Raw genomic sequence first — 15,794 nt, forward strand, 5'->3', positions numbered from 1 at the left:
GGTCAGTCACGGTGGCACCGTCGCACGAGACCTCGATCACCTTCCGGTGAGCTGCTCCGTTCGAGGGAGCCGCGACGGTGATCCGTCCCCGTACGATCGACGGTGATGTCCGCGCCGTCCCGTACGAAGCCCTCCCCGCGATTCACGTTCGACCGCGACACCGCGTACCGGATCACGGTGCGCGGCGACGCCGGCGACCGTCAGGAGCTCCTCCTCGACGCCTACCAGGGGTGGCTCAGCGGCCCCGACGGCATCCGTCACCGGTTCGGGGCGCACCGGCGCACCCGCACCGAGCTCCGCGACGACAGCATCCGGACCGTCGTCGGGCCGTGATCGCCGGTCACTGGCCGGTATCGCTCGCAGGGCGAGCGATACCGGCCAGTGACCGCCTCCGGCGCCCTCGTGGCCATCCTGCCGCCTCCGACCCGGCGGGACGTCCAGCGTGGGCGGGTGTCTCCTGACGAGCGGGGCGCTCAGGAGACGAGACCGCAGCGGAAGCCCTGGGCCACCGCCTGCGCGCGGTCGGCCGCCGAGAGCTTGCGGAACAGCCGGCGGGCGTGGGTCTTCACCGTGTCCTCGGACAGGTAGAGCTCGCGCCCGATCTGCCCGTTGCTCTTGCCCTGGCTCATGCCGCGCAGGACCTGCATCTCGCGCTCGGTGAGGTTGATGCCCGCGCCCGGCGAGGCGGTGCGCTGCATCGGCATCGCGCCGGCCTCGGCGCCGACGGCCGAGTGAGCGAGCGCGGCCACGAGCTCGGGGCGCGAGGCGTCCCAGCGCAGGTATCCGCGGGCCCCGCCGGCGATCGCGGCGGCGATGCTGCCGGCGTCGTCCGGGGCGCCGAAGACCATGACGTTGGCCTGCGGGTGCGCGGCCATGAGGCGACGGGTCGCCTCGGCGCCCGAGGCCACCGCGCGCTGGGTGCCGACGAACACGACGTCCGCGGTCTGGCGGGCGTAGCGGGTGAGCAGCTCGTCGGCCGTCGACACGCAGTCGATGCGCTGGACGCCGGGCACCGCGGACATGACGCGCGTCAGTCCCTCGCGGACACTGCGCCGGTCGTCGCAGATCAGAACAGTCCTCATACAGACTCCGTCCGGGTGGGGAGACCTCCCACCGTGTCCACGGTGGGCGTTGATCCCCTCATCGGCCGTCCCACCCGTCCGCTTGACCCCCGAATGACACCCACGTCGTTAGGAACCCCCGATGGAGTGGCGCGCGAACCCCCGCCGCGTACTGGTCGTCAACGGCCCGAACCTGGATCTCCTCGGCCGCCGCGAGCCCGAGGTCTACGGCACCGACACCCTCGACGAGCTGGTCGCACGGTGTCGCGCGACCGCCGGTGAGCTCGGGCTCGAGGTCGACGCGCGCCAGAGCAACCACGAGGGCGTGCTCATCGACGTCGTCCACGAGGCCATGACCGGGCACGGCGGAGTGATCATCAATCCGGGCGGCTACACCCACACGTCCGTGGCCCTCCGCGACGCTCTGGCCGCGCTGCCGGTCCCGGTGGTCGAGGTGCACCTGTCGAACGTCCATGCACGGGAGGCGTTCCGCTCCCACTCGTACGTGTCGCCGGTGGCCACGGCCGTGATCGCCGGCGCCGGGGTGACGGGGTACGACCTCGCGCTGCGTCTCCTCGCCGAGCGGATCCTGCGCCGGGCCTGAGGGGCTAGAAACCGGCCCGCCGCGCCAGCACCTCCAGCTCGCCGGCGAGCGCGTCGGGGAACTGCAGCGGCAGGAAGTGCGAGCCGGGCAGGCGGACGAGGCGCGCGTCGGGCAGGGCCGCGGCCAGGGCGGCCATGTCCCCGGGCGGGGCGAGGGTGTCGAAGTCGCCGGACACGACCGTCGTGGGCGCCGTGATCGCGGCGAGCGCGGTGTCGCCGGGAGCGGCGTGGTCCGCGGCGGCGAGCACCATCCGGGAGAACCACGTCCAGTCGTGCCGGGCGAACTGCCGCGCGACCTCGGCGAGCGTGACGAACGGGGCCGCGGTGCCGCTCGGATCGAGTTGCACGGGGTCCACCCCGGCGCGGTCGAGGGCGTCCCGGCTCGCGTCCATGCTGCGCGGCAGCAGGTCGATCAGCCCGGACACGGGCGGCCCGACGACGCGCAGCAGCCAGCCCCCGACCTTGGCCGCCCCGCGGTGGACGCCCTCGGGCACGCCGGGGGCGGGCAGCGGGAAGCGGGGCAGCACGCGGAAGGCGCCCGTCGCGGCACCTCCCAGCAGGAGCAGGCCCGCGACGCGCTCGGGGGCGCGCCGGGCCGCCGCGATCGCGACCGCCACACCCACCGACCAGCCGACGACGATCGCCCGCGACATCCCCGCCGCGTCCATGACCGTGAGCAGGTCGTCGACGTGGTCGTCGATCCGGATGTGCGTCTCGTCGTCGGGCCGGGCGGACCCGCCGAGACCGCGGTGGTGCCAGGTCGTGGCGTGGTAGCCGCAGTCCGCCCCGTGCAGGAACGGCCACGCCGTCGGACTCGCGCCGAGACCGTTCGACACGACGACGGGCACGCCGGCGGCGCCGTTGTCCCAGCGCCGCAGGCGCGTGCCGTCGCGGGCGGTCACGTCCTCGACGTGGCCGTCCCCGTCGCCGGTGCCGCCGTCGGCCGTCACGGTGCCTCCGAGGTCACTCAGGACGCCGAGACCGACCGCTGCTTCATCTCGTCGGAGGAGAGGTAGTCGCGGGTCTCCTCGAACGAGGACGTCTCGCTCTTGCGGCCGGCGAGGAACCCGATGCGGATGAAGTCGTCGCCGCCGAAGAGGTGGAGGATCCAGTTGAAGACCACCCGCGCCCGCGTCCGGGTCAGCGGCAGGGCGTAGAGGTGGTACGCCCGGGTCACGGCCTGGGCCACCATCCCCGTGAGGCGCAGCTTCAGCGGGTGGGCGACGGCCTGGGTGCCGCCGAGGTCGACGACGAGGCCGAGGTCGTGGTGCTTGTACTCGCGCAGCGCCTCGCCGCGCACCGACGCGACGACGTTGTCGGCCGCGACGACCGCCTGGCGGACGGCGTGCTGCGCGGTGGGCGGGCAGATCGACGACCCGGGCGGGCTCGCGGTCAGGTCGGGGATCGCGGCCGAGTCCCCGAGCACGAAGACGTCGTCGTAGCCGTCGAGCCGCAGGTCGGTGCCGGTCTTCACCCGGCCGCGGACCAGCTCGACCCCGAGCATCTTGACCAGCGGGCTCGCGGTGACCCCGGCGGTCCAGACGAGGGTGCGCGTCGGGATGACGCTGCCGTCGGTGAGGGTGACGCTGTCGTCGGTCACCCGCTCGACCCCGGTCTCGAGACGTACCCCGATCCCGCGGCGGCGCAGCAGGTCGAGGGCCTCCTCGCCGAGCCGCTGCCCCAGCTCGGGCATGAGCCGCGGGGCGATGTCGACCAGCGTCCACTTCACCAGCGTCGGGTCGAGGCGCGGGAAGCGCTTCATCGCGCTGTCGGTGAGCAGCTCGAGGCACGCCGCGGTCTCGGTGCCGGCGTAGCCGCCGCCGATGACCACGAAGCTGCAGCGGGCCGCGCGCTCCTCGGGATCGGTGGAGGCGTTGGCCAGCTCGAGCTGGGACAGGACGTGGTCGCGCAGGTAGGCGGCCTCGCCGAGGTTCTTCATGCCCAGGCCGTGCTCCTCGAGCCCGGGGATGTCGAACTGGCGGGTCACGCTGCCCGCGGCGATGACGAGCCGGTCGTACGGCAGGTCGACGACGTCCTCGCTGATCTTGCGGACGACGGCGACCTTGCGCTGCAGGTCGAGCCCGACGACCTGGCCGGGGAGCCGCTGGGCCGTCTTGATCGCCCGTGGCAGCGGCACCGTGACCGACTGGGCCGTGATCACCCCGGCCGCCACCTGCGGCAGCAGGGGCAGGTAGAGCATGTAGTCGTGGGGGTTGACCACCACGATCTCCACCTCGCCGCGCGACAGCTCGCCCTTGAGCTCACGTTCGAGGCGCTGGACGCACTTCAAGCCGGCGAACCCGGCGCCGACCACCACGATGCGCTGCGCACTCATGCCCGATGTCCTCCTGTGTTCGGTTCCGCGAAGTCTTCCCCGGGGCCCGCCGGAGCGACACCTCCCCGCGCCGAGGAGTCGGGGCCCATGACCGCCCTCACAGGTGGTCCGGGCGCGAATCACCGAGCACGAGCAGGACGCCCGTGGTCTCCTCCCCCCACCCGACGGGACCTTGAGGAGGCCGCATGTCGCGGACCGTGCTGTTCACCGGCTTCCCCGGATTCCTCGGCACCGCCCTGCTGCCGCGCACGCTGCGCCGCTCCCCCGACGCGACGGCGGTCGCGCTGGTCCAGGAGCGCTGGCGCGACCAGGCGCAGCGGACCCTGGCGCGGCTGGAGGAGGCCGAGCCGGCGATCGCGGGGCGGACCCGGCTCGTCGTCGGGGACATCACCCGGCCGGGTCTCGGGCTGGACCCCGGCGAGGCCGAGGCGCTGCGCCGCGGGCCGCTGGAGATCTTCCACCTCGCCGCGGTCTACGACCTGTCGGTGCCGCCGGAGCTCGCCTGGTCGGTGAACGTCGACGGCACCCGCCACGTCCTCGACCTCGCCCGCGCGGTCGGCGAGCTGGTGCGCCTGCAGTACGTGAGCACCTGCTACGTCTCCGGACGATACGACGGCATCTTCGCCGAGGACGACCTGGAGCTGGGCCAGCGGTTCTCCAACCACTACGAGCACACCAAGCACGAGGCCGAGCGCCTCGTCGCCAAGGCGCGCGACGCCGGCATGCCCGTCACGATCTACCGTCCATCGGTCGTGGTCGGCGACAGCCGCACCGGCGAGACCCAGAAGTACGACGGGCCGTACTACGCGCTGCAGCTCATCGCCCGCCAGGGCCGCACCGCGGTGATGCCGCTGCCCGGCGACCCGTCGCGCGTGCAGTTCAACCTGGTGCCGAGCGACTTCGTCGTCGACGCCATCGCCGCGCTCGCCCCGCACCCCGGCGCCGAGGGCCGGACGGTCGCGCTGGCCGCCCCGGCGCCCCCGACGGTGCTCGCGATGTGCGAGGCGTTCGCCGCGCACACCGGCAAGAAGCTGCGCGTGGTGCCGGTGCCGACCACCCTGTCGCGGTTCTCGATCGACCGCCTGCCCGGCGTCGGGCGGGTCTTCAAGCTGCCGTCGTCGACGCTGGACTACCTGACCCACCCGACCGTCTACGAGGTCACCGCCACCACGGCGCTGCTCGACGAGGTCGGCGTGCGCTGCCCACCGTTCGCCGAGCACGTCGGCGCGATGGTCGCCTTCCACCGCGAGCACCCCGACGTCGGCAGCGCGGCGATGGTGTGAGCGCCGGCCCGAGATCGCCCGGGTCCTAGACTCGGCGGTGATGGTCCGGCGCGTGGCACTCCTCGACTCGGGATGCGGCCTGCTGCCCACGGCTGGCTGGCTGCGCCACCTGCGGCCGGATCTCGCCCTCGACCTCTACCTCGACCCCGCGGGCATGCCGTGGGGCGCGAAGGCCTCGTCGTGGATCGTCGAGCGGGTGGTCGGCACCGGGCGGCTCGCCGTCGCCCGCGGCGCCGACGCGATCGTCGTGCCCTGCAACACGGCGTCGGTCACGGCGGTCGTCCCGCTGCGCGCGGCCGTGGAGCCTGAGCGCCCGGTGATCGCCACCGTCCCCGCGGTGAAGCCCGCCGGGGCCACCGGACGACCTTTCGCCGTGTGGGCCACCGAGCGCACCACCGTCAGCGACTACCAGCGCGACCTGCTCGCGCAGTTCGCCGCGCCAGGCCAGGCGGAGCCTGTCGCGTGCCCCGGCCTTGCCACGGCCGTCGAGCACGCCGACCCGGCCGCCGTCCGGGACGCCATCACGCTCGCGGCCGCCCGCACCCCGGCCCGCTGCCGCTCGGTGGTGCTCGGCTGCACGCACTACCCCCTGGTGGTCGAGGACATCCTCGCCGCGCTCCCGCCGGGCACCGGGCTGCACGACAGCTCGCGGGCCGTCGCCGGACAGGCCCTGCGGCGGCTCGGGGTGCCCGAGGATCCGTCCGCCGAGCCCGCCGAGGTCCGGGTGCACCTCGGCGGCGACGAGGGTCCGTTGCCGGCCTCGGCCCTCGCCTACCCGATCGGCCGCGCGCTGGCCCGGGGCGGGCGGATCGACCGGCACGAGCTGCCGGTCACCGACGAGTCGGCCCACCACACCCGCCCGGACACCGCGGAGCAGCCGGCGCTGCGCGGGGTGTGAGGGCTCCAGGCCCTAGGGTCCATCGCGTGATCCCCGCCGAGAACATCCGCGACTGGCGCGGCCGACCCGTCGTCGACCCGGACGAGGCGAAGATCGGGACGCTCGAGGCCGTCTACTACGACACCCTCGGCGACGAGCCGGTCTTCGCGACGGTCAAGGTGTCCGGGCTGCTGGGACGCAATACCCACCTGGTGTTCGCCCCGCTCGCGGGTGCGGTCGTCACGCCCGACCACCTCAAGGTCGCGGTCGCCCGCGACCTCGCCCGCGAGGCGCCCTCGATCGCGCCGGACGGCGAGCTCGCCGCCCACGACGAGCCGGCGGTGTTCGCCCACTACGGGATCGAGTACCGCACGGGGTCGCGCGGCGAGCGGCGGCTGGCGCGGCGCTGAGCCCCGGGCAACCCTGATCGCGATCCCGGTGACGAAGGCCGGCAGATCCGACAGGGATCGTCACCAGGACGGCGATCGCCGGCTCCCGGACGCCCCGCGGCCCCGTCGCGGTCGAGGTCAGGGGGCCGCCGTCGCCGCGCCCACCGCCTCGCGGCGCACGCGGTCGACGTAGGCGTTCGACCGGTTGTAGGCGAGCACCGCGGTGCGCCAGTCGTCGCCGCGGTGCATGTCCCGGTCGTCGGCGCAGAGGTAGCGGGCCGCGGCGAGCGCGGCGTCGTCGAGGTCGTCGGGGTCGCTGACCCCGTCGCCGTCGCCGTCGGCCCCGTACTCGGCCCACGTGCCGGGGATGAACTGCAGGGGCCCGACCGCCCGGTCGTAGGTGGTGTCGCCGTCGAGGCGCCCGCCGTCGGTGTCGCGGATCTCGCGGTTGCCGCCCGTCCCGTCGAGCTCCGGCCCGCGGATCGACTCGCCCGGGCGGCCCGCGTCGTCCAGCGCGGTCCCGCCGAAGCGGCCGTGGTTCGACTCCACCCGGCCCAGGCCCGCGAGCGTCGCCCACGACAGCCCGCAGTCGGGCAGCTCCTCGCGGGCCCCGGCCTCGGCGCCCGCGTAGGCGACGAGCGCCCGCGCGGGCACGCCGGTCGGCCCGGCCGCCGCGTCGGCCCACGCGGCCCGGGCCGCGGGGTCGGGCGACACCGGGGCCGTGAGCGGCTGGGCGAACTGCGGGGCGGCATCCGGACCGCGGCGGACCGCCACGGCGACGCCCGCGATCCCGGCGCCCAGCACCAGCACCAGCACCACGGCGGCGGCGAGCAGGTTCTCGAGCTGCCGGGCGTCCCGGGTCTCCTCGCGCTCCGGCGTGCTCACCGGTCCGACGCTACGGACCTCCCCGTGGCGCGCCGGTGGGGGTGGAGCCGGGCAGCCCCGGGCCCCGCGCGACCGCCGCACCACCCTCCCGCGTGCGGAGCAACCGCCCGTCGGGGCGACCGGGAGTGTCGTCGTTCCGACACGCCCGTCACCCGCTCGTCCTCGTGCACGAGTCGCCGGTCACCGACTGCCCCCGATCGATGGGCCGTTCGAGGGCGCGTCGGGGGCGGCGGGTCGGGCAATCTGTCGTCCTCCCGCCGAGGCAGCCCGGGGACACGCACCGGCCTGCCGGACGCCACCGGCGGGATCGGGTCGCGGGGAGGGGGCGCCATGGACATCGACGTCCGGCTGCGCATGTTCACGTGGTTCGCCGACTACTCCGGGGCCGTCGCGGTCAGCCGCATGGGCCCCGAGGAGATCACCCGCGCACGATCGCGGCGCCTCAGCCACAACGTCGTCACCTCGCGGGTCTTCGGCCCGATGCCCCGCGGTGTGTTCGTCACCGATCGCGTGGCGCGCACCGATGCGGGAGCCGTCCCGGTGCGGCTCTACCGCCCGCACACCGCCCGCGCGCTGCCCGTCGTCGTCAACTTCCACGGCGGCGGGGGCACCCTGGGCAACCTCGACCAGTCCGACTGGCTCTGCGCCCACGTCGCGTCGCGCGTCGGTGCCCTCGTGGTGTCGGTCGACTACCGCCTCGCGCCCGAGCACCCCTTTCCCGCCGGCCGCGACGACGGCTACGCCGCCGTGACCTGGGCGGCGCGCGAGGCCGCCGCCCTCGGCGCCCGTCCCGACCGGCTCGCGGTGATGGGCGACAGCGCCGGGGGCAACCTCGCCGCCGGCGTGTGCCTGCTGGCGCGCGAGGCCGGACCGGTGATCGACGCGCAGGTCCTGCTCTACCCCGCGCTGGACCTGACCTTCGAGCGGCCCTCGGTCGGCCGGTTCGCCGCCGGCCCGGTGCTCACCCGCACCGACATGGAGGTCTTCCGCGCGCACTACCTCGGGCCCGCCGGCGACCCGACCGACCCGATGGTCTCGCCGCTGCTCGCCCCGGACGTCGCGGACCTGCCGCCCGCACTCGTCGTCACCGCCGCCGTCGACCCGCTGCACGACGACGGCGCGGACTACGCCCGGCGCCTGGACGAGGCCGGTGTGCCCGTGCGGCACACCGACCACGCCCGGGCCGTGCACGGTTTCCTGACCTTCCCCGGCGTGTGCCGGGCGTCGGCGACCGCCCTCGACGACATCTGCGCCGAGCTCGGCGACCGCCTGCACTGACGTCCGGAGCTAGGCGTCCATGTGCAGGCCGCCGTTGACCGAGTAGACCTGCCCGGTGATGTAGCCGGACTCGGGGTCGGCGAGGAACTCGACCGCACGGGCGATCTCGTCGGGCTGACCCAGGCGCCGCATCGGGATCCCGGACACGATCTTCTCGAGTGCCTTCTCCGGCACCGCGGCGACCATGTCGGTCTCGACGTAGCCGGGCGCGACGCAGTTGACCGTGACGCCCTTGCGGGCGCCCTCCTGCGCCATCGACATCGTCATGCCGAAGAGTCCGGACTTGGTCGCGGCGTAGTTGACCTGGCCGGCGTTGCCCTTCTCCCCGATCACCGAGCTGATGTTCACGATGCGGCCCATGCCGCGCTCGGCCATGTGCAGGTAGGCGAGCTGGGACATGTAGAAGGTGCCCGAGAGGTTGACCTGGACCACGCGGTCCCAGTCGTCGACCTCCATCTTGGCCACCATCTTGTCCGCGGTGATGCCGGCGTTGTTGACCAGCACGTCGACCCGGCCGTGCGCCGAGATGACCTCGTCGAACACGCGCTCGCAGTCGCCCCGCTGGCCGATGTTGCCCTGGTGGATCGTGATCTGGTCGGGGTACTGCGACTGCAGATCCTCCGCGGACGTCGGGTCCGACGAGTAGCCGACCCCGACCTTCATGCCCCGCCTGGCCATCCGCTCGCTGATCGCCCGCCCGATGCCCCGGGCGCCGCCGGTCACCAGAGCCACCTGTCCGGTCATGTCTCCCATGCAAGCTCCCTCGCTCGTCGTCCGCGTGGTTCCCAGTACCCACGACGTGGCCCGCGCCACACGACACGATTCCCCAACGATGTCCGGACACGGATCGACCGGACGGGGTACGCCGTCGCCTACCGGAGGGTAGGGCGCGTTGCGAAACATCCCAAGCGCCCCGTACGGTCCACGCAGCACCCAGAGCCGGGTGCTCACGAGCGCCCGGTCGCCGGGCGCGAGGAGGTGCGCCATGACGGCTGCAGCCGACGAGCACGTGGCTGACGAGCAGGCACTCCCGACCGAGGCCCCCGTCCCGGACCCCGCCGCCTACCTGCGCGGTTACCACGTCACCGCCTACCTGCGGGGCGCGACCGAGATGACCAGGGGCGCCGGCTACGTCCTGGGCCGCGCGCTGAAGCAGACGGCGACGCCCGGACGCAACACCCACGACGCGCGCCGGTGGTGGCGCCACGTCCTCACCCGCCGCCGCCCGCAGTGGCACAACGAGCACGAGATCGTCTTCGAGACGCCGATCGCCCGGCTGCGGGACTTCTCGCAAGGGTCCACGGACGACGTCGTGCCCACGCTCGTGCTCCCGCCGCAGGCCGGCCACGACTCGTGCATCGTCGACTTCCAGCCGCGCCAGTCGCAGATGATGATGATCCGCGACGCCGGCCTGACCCGGGCGTTCACCCTCGACTGGGTCGGCGCCACCCGCGAGACCTCGGGTTCCACGATCTCCGACTACATCGCGGTGGTCGATCGCGCCGTGGAGCACTGCGGAGGGCACGTCAACCTGATCGGCGACTGCCAGGGCGGCTGGCTCGCGACGATCTACGCGGCGATCAACCCCGACAAGGTCAACACCCTGACCCTGGCCGGGGCGCCGATCGACTTCCACGCCGGCGAGACCCCGATCGGCGCCTCGTCGCGGGTGATGACGCAGCGCTTCGGGCAGCTGCCCTACCGCGCCATGGTCGCGGCCGGCGGCGGCAACATGCCGGGCTCCTTCGTCCTCGGCGGCTTCATCGCGATCCGTCCCGACGCCGAGATCGCCAAGCACGTCGACCTGCTGCGCAACCTCGACGACGCGGACGCCATCGCGCGCTACGAGGCGTTCGAGGACTGGTTCAAGCACACCCAGGACGTGCCCGGCGCCTTCTACCTGTGGCTCGTCGAGCACCTCTTCGCCGGCAACGAGCTGATCTCGGGCGAGCTCGAGGTCGACGGCAGGCGGGTGGACATGGGCGCGATCTCCTGCCCGCTGTTCCTGCTGGGCGGGGCGACCGACCACATCACCCCGCCGGTGCAGGTGTTCGCGGCCGCGGACCACGTCTCGACGCCGGCGGACCAGGTCACGCGGCGCACCGCTCCCGGCGGCCACCTGGGTCTGTTCATGGGCAACCAGGCGCTGCGCCACGAGTGGCCGCCGCTGATGGAGGCCGTCGCCGGGCACTCGCGCCCGGCTCGGTCCTGAGCTGCTTGACCGATCGAGCGGGGTGGTGACGGGGCGCGCGCGACCCTGGGTATCCCACCGGCCCCGCGGGTACCTTCAGACACCCGGCGGACCGCACGACGGCCGCCCCGTCGGCGGTCACCACCGTGGTGACCACGCCCCACAGCCCCTCTGACCGCCCATCCCTCGACCAGGAGGACCACCATGCCCGGCTCCGTCATCGTCTCCGGCAAGCGCACCCCGATCGGCAAGCTCTCCGGGGCCTTCGCGGGCCTGTCCGCGGGTGAGCTCGGCACGGTGGCCATCAAGGGCGCCCTCGAGGCCGCCGGCATCTCCGGCGACCAGGTCGAGTACGTGATCATGGGCCAGGTCATCCAGGCCGGCGCAGGCCAGAACCCCGCCCGCAAGGCGAGCACCGACGCCGGCATCCCGATGTCGACGCCGTCGTTCACCCTCAACAAGGTGTGCCTGTCGGGTCTCGACGCCATCGCCCTGGCCGACCAGATGATCCAGGCCGGCGAGTACGACGTCGTCGTGGCCGGCGGGATGGAGTCGATGACCCAGGGCCCGTACCTGCTCCCGAAGGCGCGCGGGGGCTACAAGTACGGCGGCGGGACGATCCTCGACGCCACCGAGTCGGACGGCCTCACCGACGCCTACGACCACGAGTCGATGGGCGCCTCGACCGAGCGCTTCTCGAAGTCGATCGGCCTCCGGCGCGAGGACATGGACGCCTTCGCCGCGTCCTCCCACCAGCGCGCGGCCGACGCCGCCAAGAACGGCCGCTTCGACGCCGAGATCGTCGGCGTGCCCGTGCCCCAGCGCAAGGGCGACCCGGTCGTCGTCACCGAGGACGAGGGCGTCCGCGGCGACACGACGGCCGAGGGCCTGGGCAAGCTGCGGCCCGCCTTCGACAAGGAGGGTGCCATCACCGCCGGCACCTCCTCCCAGATCTCCGACGGCGCCGCGGCCACCGTGGTCATGTCGGAGAAGAAGGCCAAGGAGCTCGGGCTCGAGATCCTCGCCCGCATCGGGCACCACGGCTGGGTCGCCGGCCCGGACAACTCGCTGCTCTCGCAGCCGTCCAACGCGATCCAGAAGGCGCTCAAGCGCGAGGGCCTCGACGCCAAGCAGCTCGAGATGCTCGAGCTCAACGAGGCGTTCGCCGCCGTCGCGCTGCAGTCGACCACCGAGCTCGGCGTCGACCCGGAGCGGGTGAACCCCGACGGCGGCGCGATCGCCCTCGGCCACCCGGTCGGCGCCTCGGGCGCGCGCATCGCGATCCACATCGCGCACGAGCTGAACCGCCGTGGCGGGGGCATCGGCGCCGCCGGCCTCTGCGGCGGCGGCGGCCAGGGCTCGGCGCTCGTCCTGCACGTCTGATCGGAGCAGCGCGGGGTTGTCAGCGAAGTGCCGTCGCTGACGCTCAGCGTCCGTAATCTTCCGTCGATCACCGGCGTTCTTCCGTCGATCACCGGCGTTCTTCCGTCGATCACGACGACGCGGCGGTCACCTCACGGTGACCGCCGCGTCGTCGTGCGCGGGCACGGAACCGGTCGGGCCCGGGCTGCGTCGAACCCTCGTGCGGGGCCGCGGCCGGTGGGAGGAGCCGGGCGCGGCTCCGCCCCGGCATCCCCCCGACAGGGGAGGCGCGCTCGGTCGTGACCATGCTCGGGTACGCATGCCAAGGTGGTCGTCCGGGCACAGGTGACCGGTAGCACATCCTCAGAACACGGAGGCGCACACATGCCGCAGGAGGTCCGGGGCGTCGTGTCCCGGGAGAAGGGCAAGCCGGTGACGGTCGAGACGATCGTCGTCCCCGATCCCGGTCCGGGCGAGGCCGTGGTGAAGGTCCAGGCGTGCGGGGTGTGCCACACCGACCTGCACTACCGCGAGGGCAACATCAACGACGAGTACCCCTTCCTGCTCGGCCACGAGGCCGCGGGCGTGGTCGAGTCGCTCGGCGAGGGCGTCGAGGGGCTCGAGGTCGGGGACTTCGTCATCCTCAACTGGCGCGCGGTGTGCGGGGTCTGTCGTGCCTGCCGCAAGGGGCACCACCACCTCTGCTTCGACACGCACAACGCCGCGCAGCCGATGACGCTCAAGGAGACCGGCGAGGCCCTCTCGCCCGCGCTGGGCATCGGGGCGTTCATCGAGAAGACGCTGGTGCACTCGGGCCAGTGCACGAAGGTCAACCCCGACGTCGACCCGGCGGAGGCCGGCCTCATCGGCTGCGGCGTCATGGCCGGCACCGGCGCGGCGATCAACACCGCGCAGGTCCAGCGCGGCGAGACCGTGGCGGTCATCGGCTGCGGCGGCGTCGGCGACGCCGCGATCGCGGGGGCGGCGCTGGCCGGCGCCACCACGATCATCGCGGTCGACACCGAGGACCGGAAGCTCGAGTGGGCCAAGGGCTTCGGCGCCACCCACACGATCAACGCGAAGAACACCGACCCGGTGCAGGGCATCCGCGACCTCACCGGCGGCTTCGGCGCCGACGTGGTCGTCGACGCGGTCGGCATCCCGGCCACCTGGAAGCAGGCGTTCGAGGCGCGCGACCTCGCCGGGCGTCTGGTGCTCGTCGGCGTGCCGTCGCCGGACATGAAGCTCGAGGCCGACTTCCAGCCGTTCTTCTCCCACGGCGGGTCGCTGCGGGCGTCCTGGTACGGCGACTGCCTGCCCAGCCGCGACTTCCCGATGCTGGTCGACCTCGCGCTGCAGGGTCGCTTCCCGCTCGGCAAGTTCGTCACCGAGCGGATCAACCTCGACGACGTGGAGCAGTCCTTCGAGAAGATGCACCACGGTGACGTGCTGCGTTCGGTGGTGATCCTGTGAGCGCCGAGAAGGTCGGCGAGGGCGTCGAGCACATCACGACGTCGGGCAAGTTCGAGATCGACGGCAACTCCTTCGACGTCGACAACAACGTCTGGATCATCGGGGACTCGTCCGAGGTCGTCCTCCTCGACGCCCCGCACGACCCGGAGGCGATCAAGAAGGCCGTCGGCGACCGCAACGTCGTGGCGATCCTGTGCACCCACTCGCACAACGACCACGTCAACGCCGCACCGGCGATCGCGGCCGCGTTCGACGCGCCGATCCTGCTCAACCCGGACGACCGGGTGATCTGGAACATGACCTACCCGGACCGCGAGCCGGACGGCGAGATCACCGACGGCGAGACGTTCACGATCGCCGGGATCGACCTGCGGGCGATCCACACGCCGGGGCACTCCCCCGGGTCGACGGTGTTCTACGCGCCCGACATCGGCACGCTGTTCTCGGGCGACACGCTGTTCAACGGCGGGCCCGGGGCGACGGGGCCGTCGTACTCCGATTTCGACGTGCTCATCGAGCAGCTGGCGGACAAGGTGTTCTCGCTGCCCGGCGACACCATCGTGCGCACCGGGCACGGTGACACCACGAAGGTCGGTGACGAGGCCGCGCGCCTCGAGGAGTACCGCGAGCGGGGCTACTGAGCCTGCGGGAGCCTCGGAGCGGAGGTCGACCCGTCGGCCCCGCCCATCCGGACGACGAGTACCCGGCCGACCCCTACCCGGGGGTCGCGCCGGGTTTCTCGTTCGTGCACCTCGATGCGGCCGCCCACCGGCTCGAGCCCGCGCCGGCGGCGGCCGCCGGGTGGACGGTCGGCGGACGGGACCTCGACGGGTGGCTCGCCGCCCGCGGCGCGGCGCCGATGACCTCCCGGGTGCCGGTGCTGGCCTTCGGTTCCAACCGCTGCCCGTCGAAGCTCACGTGGCTGCGCGAGCACCTCGGTCTGCGCGGGCCCGCGGTCGTGCTGCGGGCCCGAGTGGAGGGGCTCGCCGCGGTGTGGGCCGCCGGGCTGCGGGCACGCGACGGCGCACGGCCGGCGACGCTGGCCGTGGCGCCCGGCGCCGTCGAGACGCACGCGGTGTGGATGGCGACGCCGGACCAGGTGCGTGTGCTGGACCGGTGCGAGGGGCGCGGGGAGCGCTACGACCTCGTGCGTCTCCGAGCGGGGTCCGTCCGCACCGAGGACGGGGCTCGGCTCGACGGCGTCTGGACCTACTGGGCGGGCGATCCCGTGCGGGCGCCGCTGCTCGTGGACGGCGCCCCGGTGCCGGTGACCGCCGTCGGCCAGGAGGCCGCTCGTGACCTCGCCGGCGAGGCGGCGCCGCCGGCGCCGGAGGCGGTCACCGTCGTGCGCGGCGACCCCGATCCGGCGTCGTGGCCCGATCGCGTCTTCGTCTACGGGACGCTGCTGCCCGGGCGGCGGGCCTGGTCGCTGATGGCCCCGCACGTGACCGGGGACCCGGTCACGGCGTGGATGCCGGGTCGGGTGCACGACACCGGGCGCGGCTACCCGGCCCTGGTCCCCGGCGGACCGGGCCGGGCACGGGGGGCGTTGCTCACCCTCGCCGACCCGCCGGCCGCGCTGCCCGTGCTCGACCGCTACGAGGGCCCCGACTACCGACGCCGGCGGGCGGTCGTCCACGGCGAGCACGACGGCGCCCTCGCGTGGGTCTGGACGTGGGAGGGCCCGGTGCACGGCGCGCCGCTGACCACCGCGTGGCCCGCCGACTAGCGGCGCACGCGAACCGAGACGAAGCCGGGCGCCCCGGGAGCCGCCGGTGCCGGCGCGGGCCGCGGGGCCGGTGCGGGCTCCCGCGGCGGCGCGGCGACGGTCGCCGCGCGCGACTCCTCGGCCCGGCGCCGGACGCGGCCACCGCGGACGAGCAGCGCGACGCCGGCGAGCAGCGCGAGACCGGCGAGGACCAGGGCGCCCACGGCGACGGGGGCGGGCACGCCGTGGAGGCGCGGGATGCCGGGCACGGCGAGGGGCGCGCAGCCCAGGAAGAGCAGCAGCGTCACCCCGCACACCGTCAGCGTCCGCACGCGTGCCCTCCGGTCGG

17 protein-coding genes are annotated in these 15,794 nt (G+C 73.9%); 11 read left to right on the forward strand and 6 right to left on the reverse strand.

All coding sequences use genetic code 11. From position 1 onward, the window contains the following. Positions 1–105 precede the first annotated feature (105 nt). Positions 106–333 (forward strand): hypothetical protein, encoded by a 228-nt coding sequence (locus tag ACR9E3_RS19305; RefSeq protein WP_460382134.1) that lies wholly within the window; start codon positions 106–108, stop codon positions 331–333. 140 nt (positions 334–473) lie between these two features. Here ACR9E3_RS19305 and ACR9E3_RS19310 read toward each other — a convergent pair whose 3' ends face one another. Further along, positions 474–1,082, reverse strand: coding sequence for a response regulator transcription factor (locus tag ACR9E3_RS19310; RefSeq protein WP_460382135.1), 609 nt, complete (start codon positions 1,080–1,082; stop codon positions 474–476). Between the two features lie 121 nt (positions 1,083–1,203). Here ACR9E3_RS19310 and aroQ point away from each other — a divergent pair, with 121 nt between their 5' ends. Next, positions 1,204–1,665, forward strand: coding sequence for a type II 3-dehydroquinate dehydratase (gene aroQ, locus ACR9E3_RS19315; RefSeq protein ID WP_460382136.1), 462 nt, complete (start codon positions 1,204–1,206; stop codon positions 1,663–1,665). 4 nt (positions 1,666–1,669) lie between these two features. Here the strand turns inward: aroQ and ACR9E3_RS19320 are convergent, their stop codons facing one another. Both ACR9E3_RS19320 and ACR9E3_RS19325 read right to left on the reverse strand, forming a co-directional pair. Continuing rightward, positions 1,670–2,614: an alpha/beta fold hydrolase gene (locus tag ACR9E3_RS19320; RefSeq protein WP_460382137.1), complete on the reverse strand. Its 945-nt coding sequence runs from the start codon at positions 2,612–2,614 to the stop codon at positions 1,670–1,672. A 17-nt stretch (positions 2,615–2,631) separates the two neighbouring features. After that, positions 2,632–3,999 (reverse strand): NAD(P)/FAD-dependent oxidoreductase, encoded by a 1,368-nt coding sequence (locus tag ACR9E3_RS19325; RefSeq protein ID WP_460382138.1) that lies wholly within the window; start codon positions 3,997–3,999, stop codon positions 2,632–2,634. A gap of 185 nt (positions 4,000–4,184) precedes the next feature. Here ACR9E3_RS19325 and ACR9E3_RS19330 point away from each other — a divergent pair, with 185 nt between their 5' ends. The 3 genes from ACR9E3_RS19330 to ACR9E3_RS19340 are packed head-to-tail and all read left to right on the forward strand — an operon-like array spanning position 4,185 to position 6,569. Next, positions 4,185–5,282 carry an SDR family oxidoreductase gene (locus tag ACR9E3_RS19330; RefSeq protein WP_460382139.1) on the forward strand — a complete coding sequence of 366 codons (1,098 nt, stop codon included), beginning with the start codon at positions 4,185–4,187 and terminating at the stop codon, positions 5,280–5,282. Positions 5,283–5,334: 52 nt separating this feature from the next. Beyond that, positions 5,335–6,180 (forward strand): glutamate racemase, encoded by an 846-nt coding sequence (locus tag ACR9E3_RS19335; protein WP_460382140.1) that lies wholly within the window; start codon positions 5,335–5,337, stop codon positions 6,178–6,180. A 26-nt stretch (positions 6,181–6,206) separates the two neighbouring features. Beyond that, a complete protein-coding gene (locus ACR9E3_RS19340; protein WP_460382141.1) occupies positions 6,207–6,569 on the forward strand; it encodes a PRC-barrel domain-containing protein in 363 nt (120 codons plus the stop codon). 117 nt (positions 6,570–6,686) lie between these two features. On the opposite strand, the gene ACR9E3_RS19345 is transcribed toward ACR9E3_RS19340, so the two are convergent. After that, entirely contained in the window at positions 6,687–7,433 is a 747-nt protein-coding gene (locus tag ACR9E3_RS19345) for a lytic transglycosylase domain-containing protein (protein ID WP_460382142.1), read from the reverse strand. A 330-nt stretch (positions 7,434–7,763) separates the two neighbouring features. Between ACR9E3_RS19345 and ACR9E3_RS19350 the strand changes: the two genes are divergently transcribed. Next, complete coding sequence (locus tag ACR9E3_RS19350; protein ID WP_460382143.1) at positions 7,764–8,711, forward strand: alpha/beta hydrolase; 948 nt, start codon at positions 7,764–7,766, stop codon at positions 8,709–8,711. A 9-nt stretch (positions 8,712–8,720) separates the two neighbouring features. Here the strand turns inward: ACR9E3_RS19350 and ACR9E3_RS19355 are convergent, their stop codons facing one another. Further along, positions 8,721–9,455, reverse strand: a complete 735-nt coding sequence (locus ACR9E3_RS19355; RefSeq protein WP_460382144.1) for a beta-ketoacyl-ACP reductase — start codon at positions 9,453–9,455, stop codon at positions 8,721–8,723. A gap of 241 nt (positions 9,456–9,696) precedes the next feature. Between ACR9E3_RS19355 and ACR9E3_RS19360 the strand changes: the two genes are divergently transcribed. The 5 genes from ACR9E3_RS19360 to ACR9E3_RS19380 all read left to right on the forward strand — a co-directional run bounded on the left by ACR9E3_RS19360 (position 9,697) and on the right by ACR9E3_RS19380 (position 15,466). After that, positions 9,697–10,923, forward strand: a complete 1,227-nt coding sequence (locus ACR9E3_RS19360; protein ID WP_460382145.1) for an alpha/beta fold hydrolase — start codon at positions 9,697–9,699, stop codon at positions 10,921–10,923. Positions 10,924–11,106: 183 nt separating this feature from the next. Further along, a complete protein-coding gene (locus ACR9E3_RS19365; RefSeq protein ID WP_460382146.1) occupies positions 11,107–12,285 on the forward strand; it encodes an acetyl-CoA C-acetyltransferase in 1,179 nt (392 codons plus the stop codon). A 363-nt stretch (positions 12,286–12,648) separates the two neighbouring features. Then, entirely contained in the window at positions 12,649–13,737 is a 1,089-nt protein-coding gene (locus ACR9E3_RS19370; protein WP_460382147.1) for an S-(hydroxymethyl)mycothiol dehydrogenase, read from the forward strand. Next, entirely contained in the window at positions 13,734–14,378 is a 645-nt protein-coding gene (locus ACR9E3_RS19375; protein WP_460382148.1) for an MBL fold metallo-hydrolase, read from the forward strand. Before ACR9E3_RS19370 ends, ACR9E3_RS19375 begins: the two co-directional genes overlap by 4 nt. Positions 14,379–14,482: 104 nt before the next feature. Beyond that, a complete protein-coding gene (locus tag ACR9E3_RS19380) occupies positions 14,483–15,466 on the forward strand; it encodes a gamma-glutamylcyclotransferase (RefSeq protein ID WP_460382149.1) in 984 nt (327 codons plus the stop codon). On the opposite strand, the gene ACR9E3_RS19385 is transcribed toward ACR9E3_RS19380, so the two are convergent. Then, entirely contained in the window at positions 15,463–15,777 is a 315-nt protein-coding gene (locus ACR9E3_RS19385) for a hypothetical protein (protein ID WP_460382150.1), read from the reverse strand. The two genes, ACR9E3_RS19380 and ACR9E3_RS19385, sit on opposite strands and share 4 nt — an antisense overlap. Positions 15,778–15,794: the final 17 nt, after the last annotated feature.

The organism is Actinomycetospora sp. C-140, from assembly GCF_054796175.1.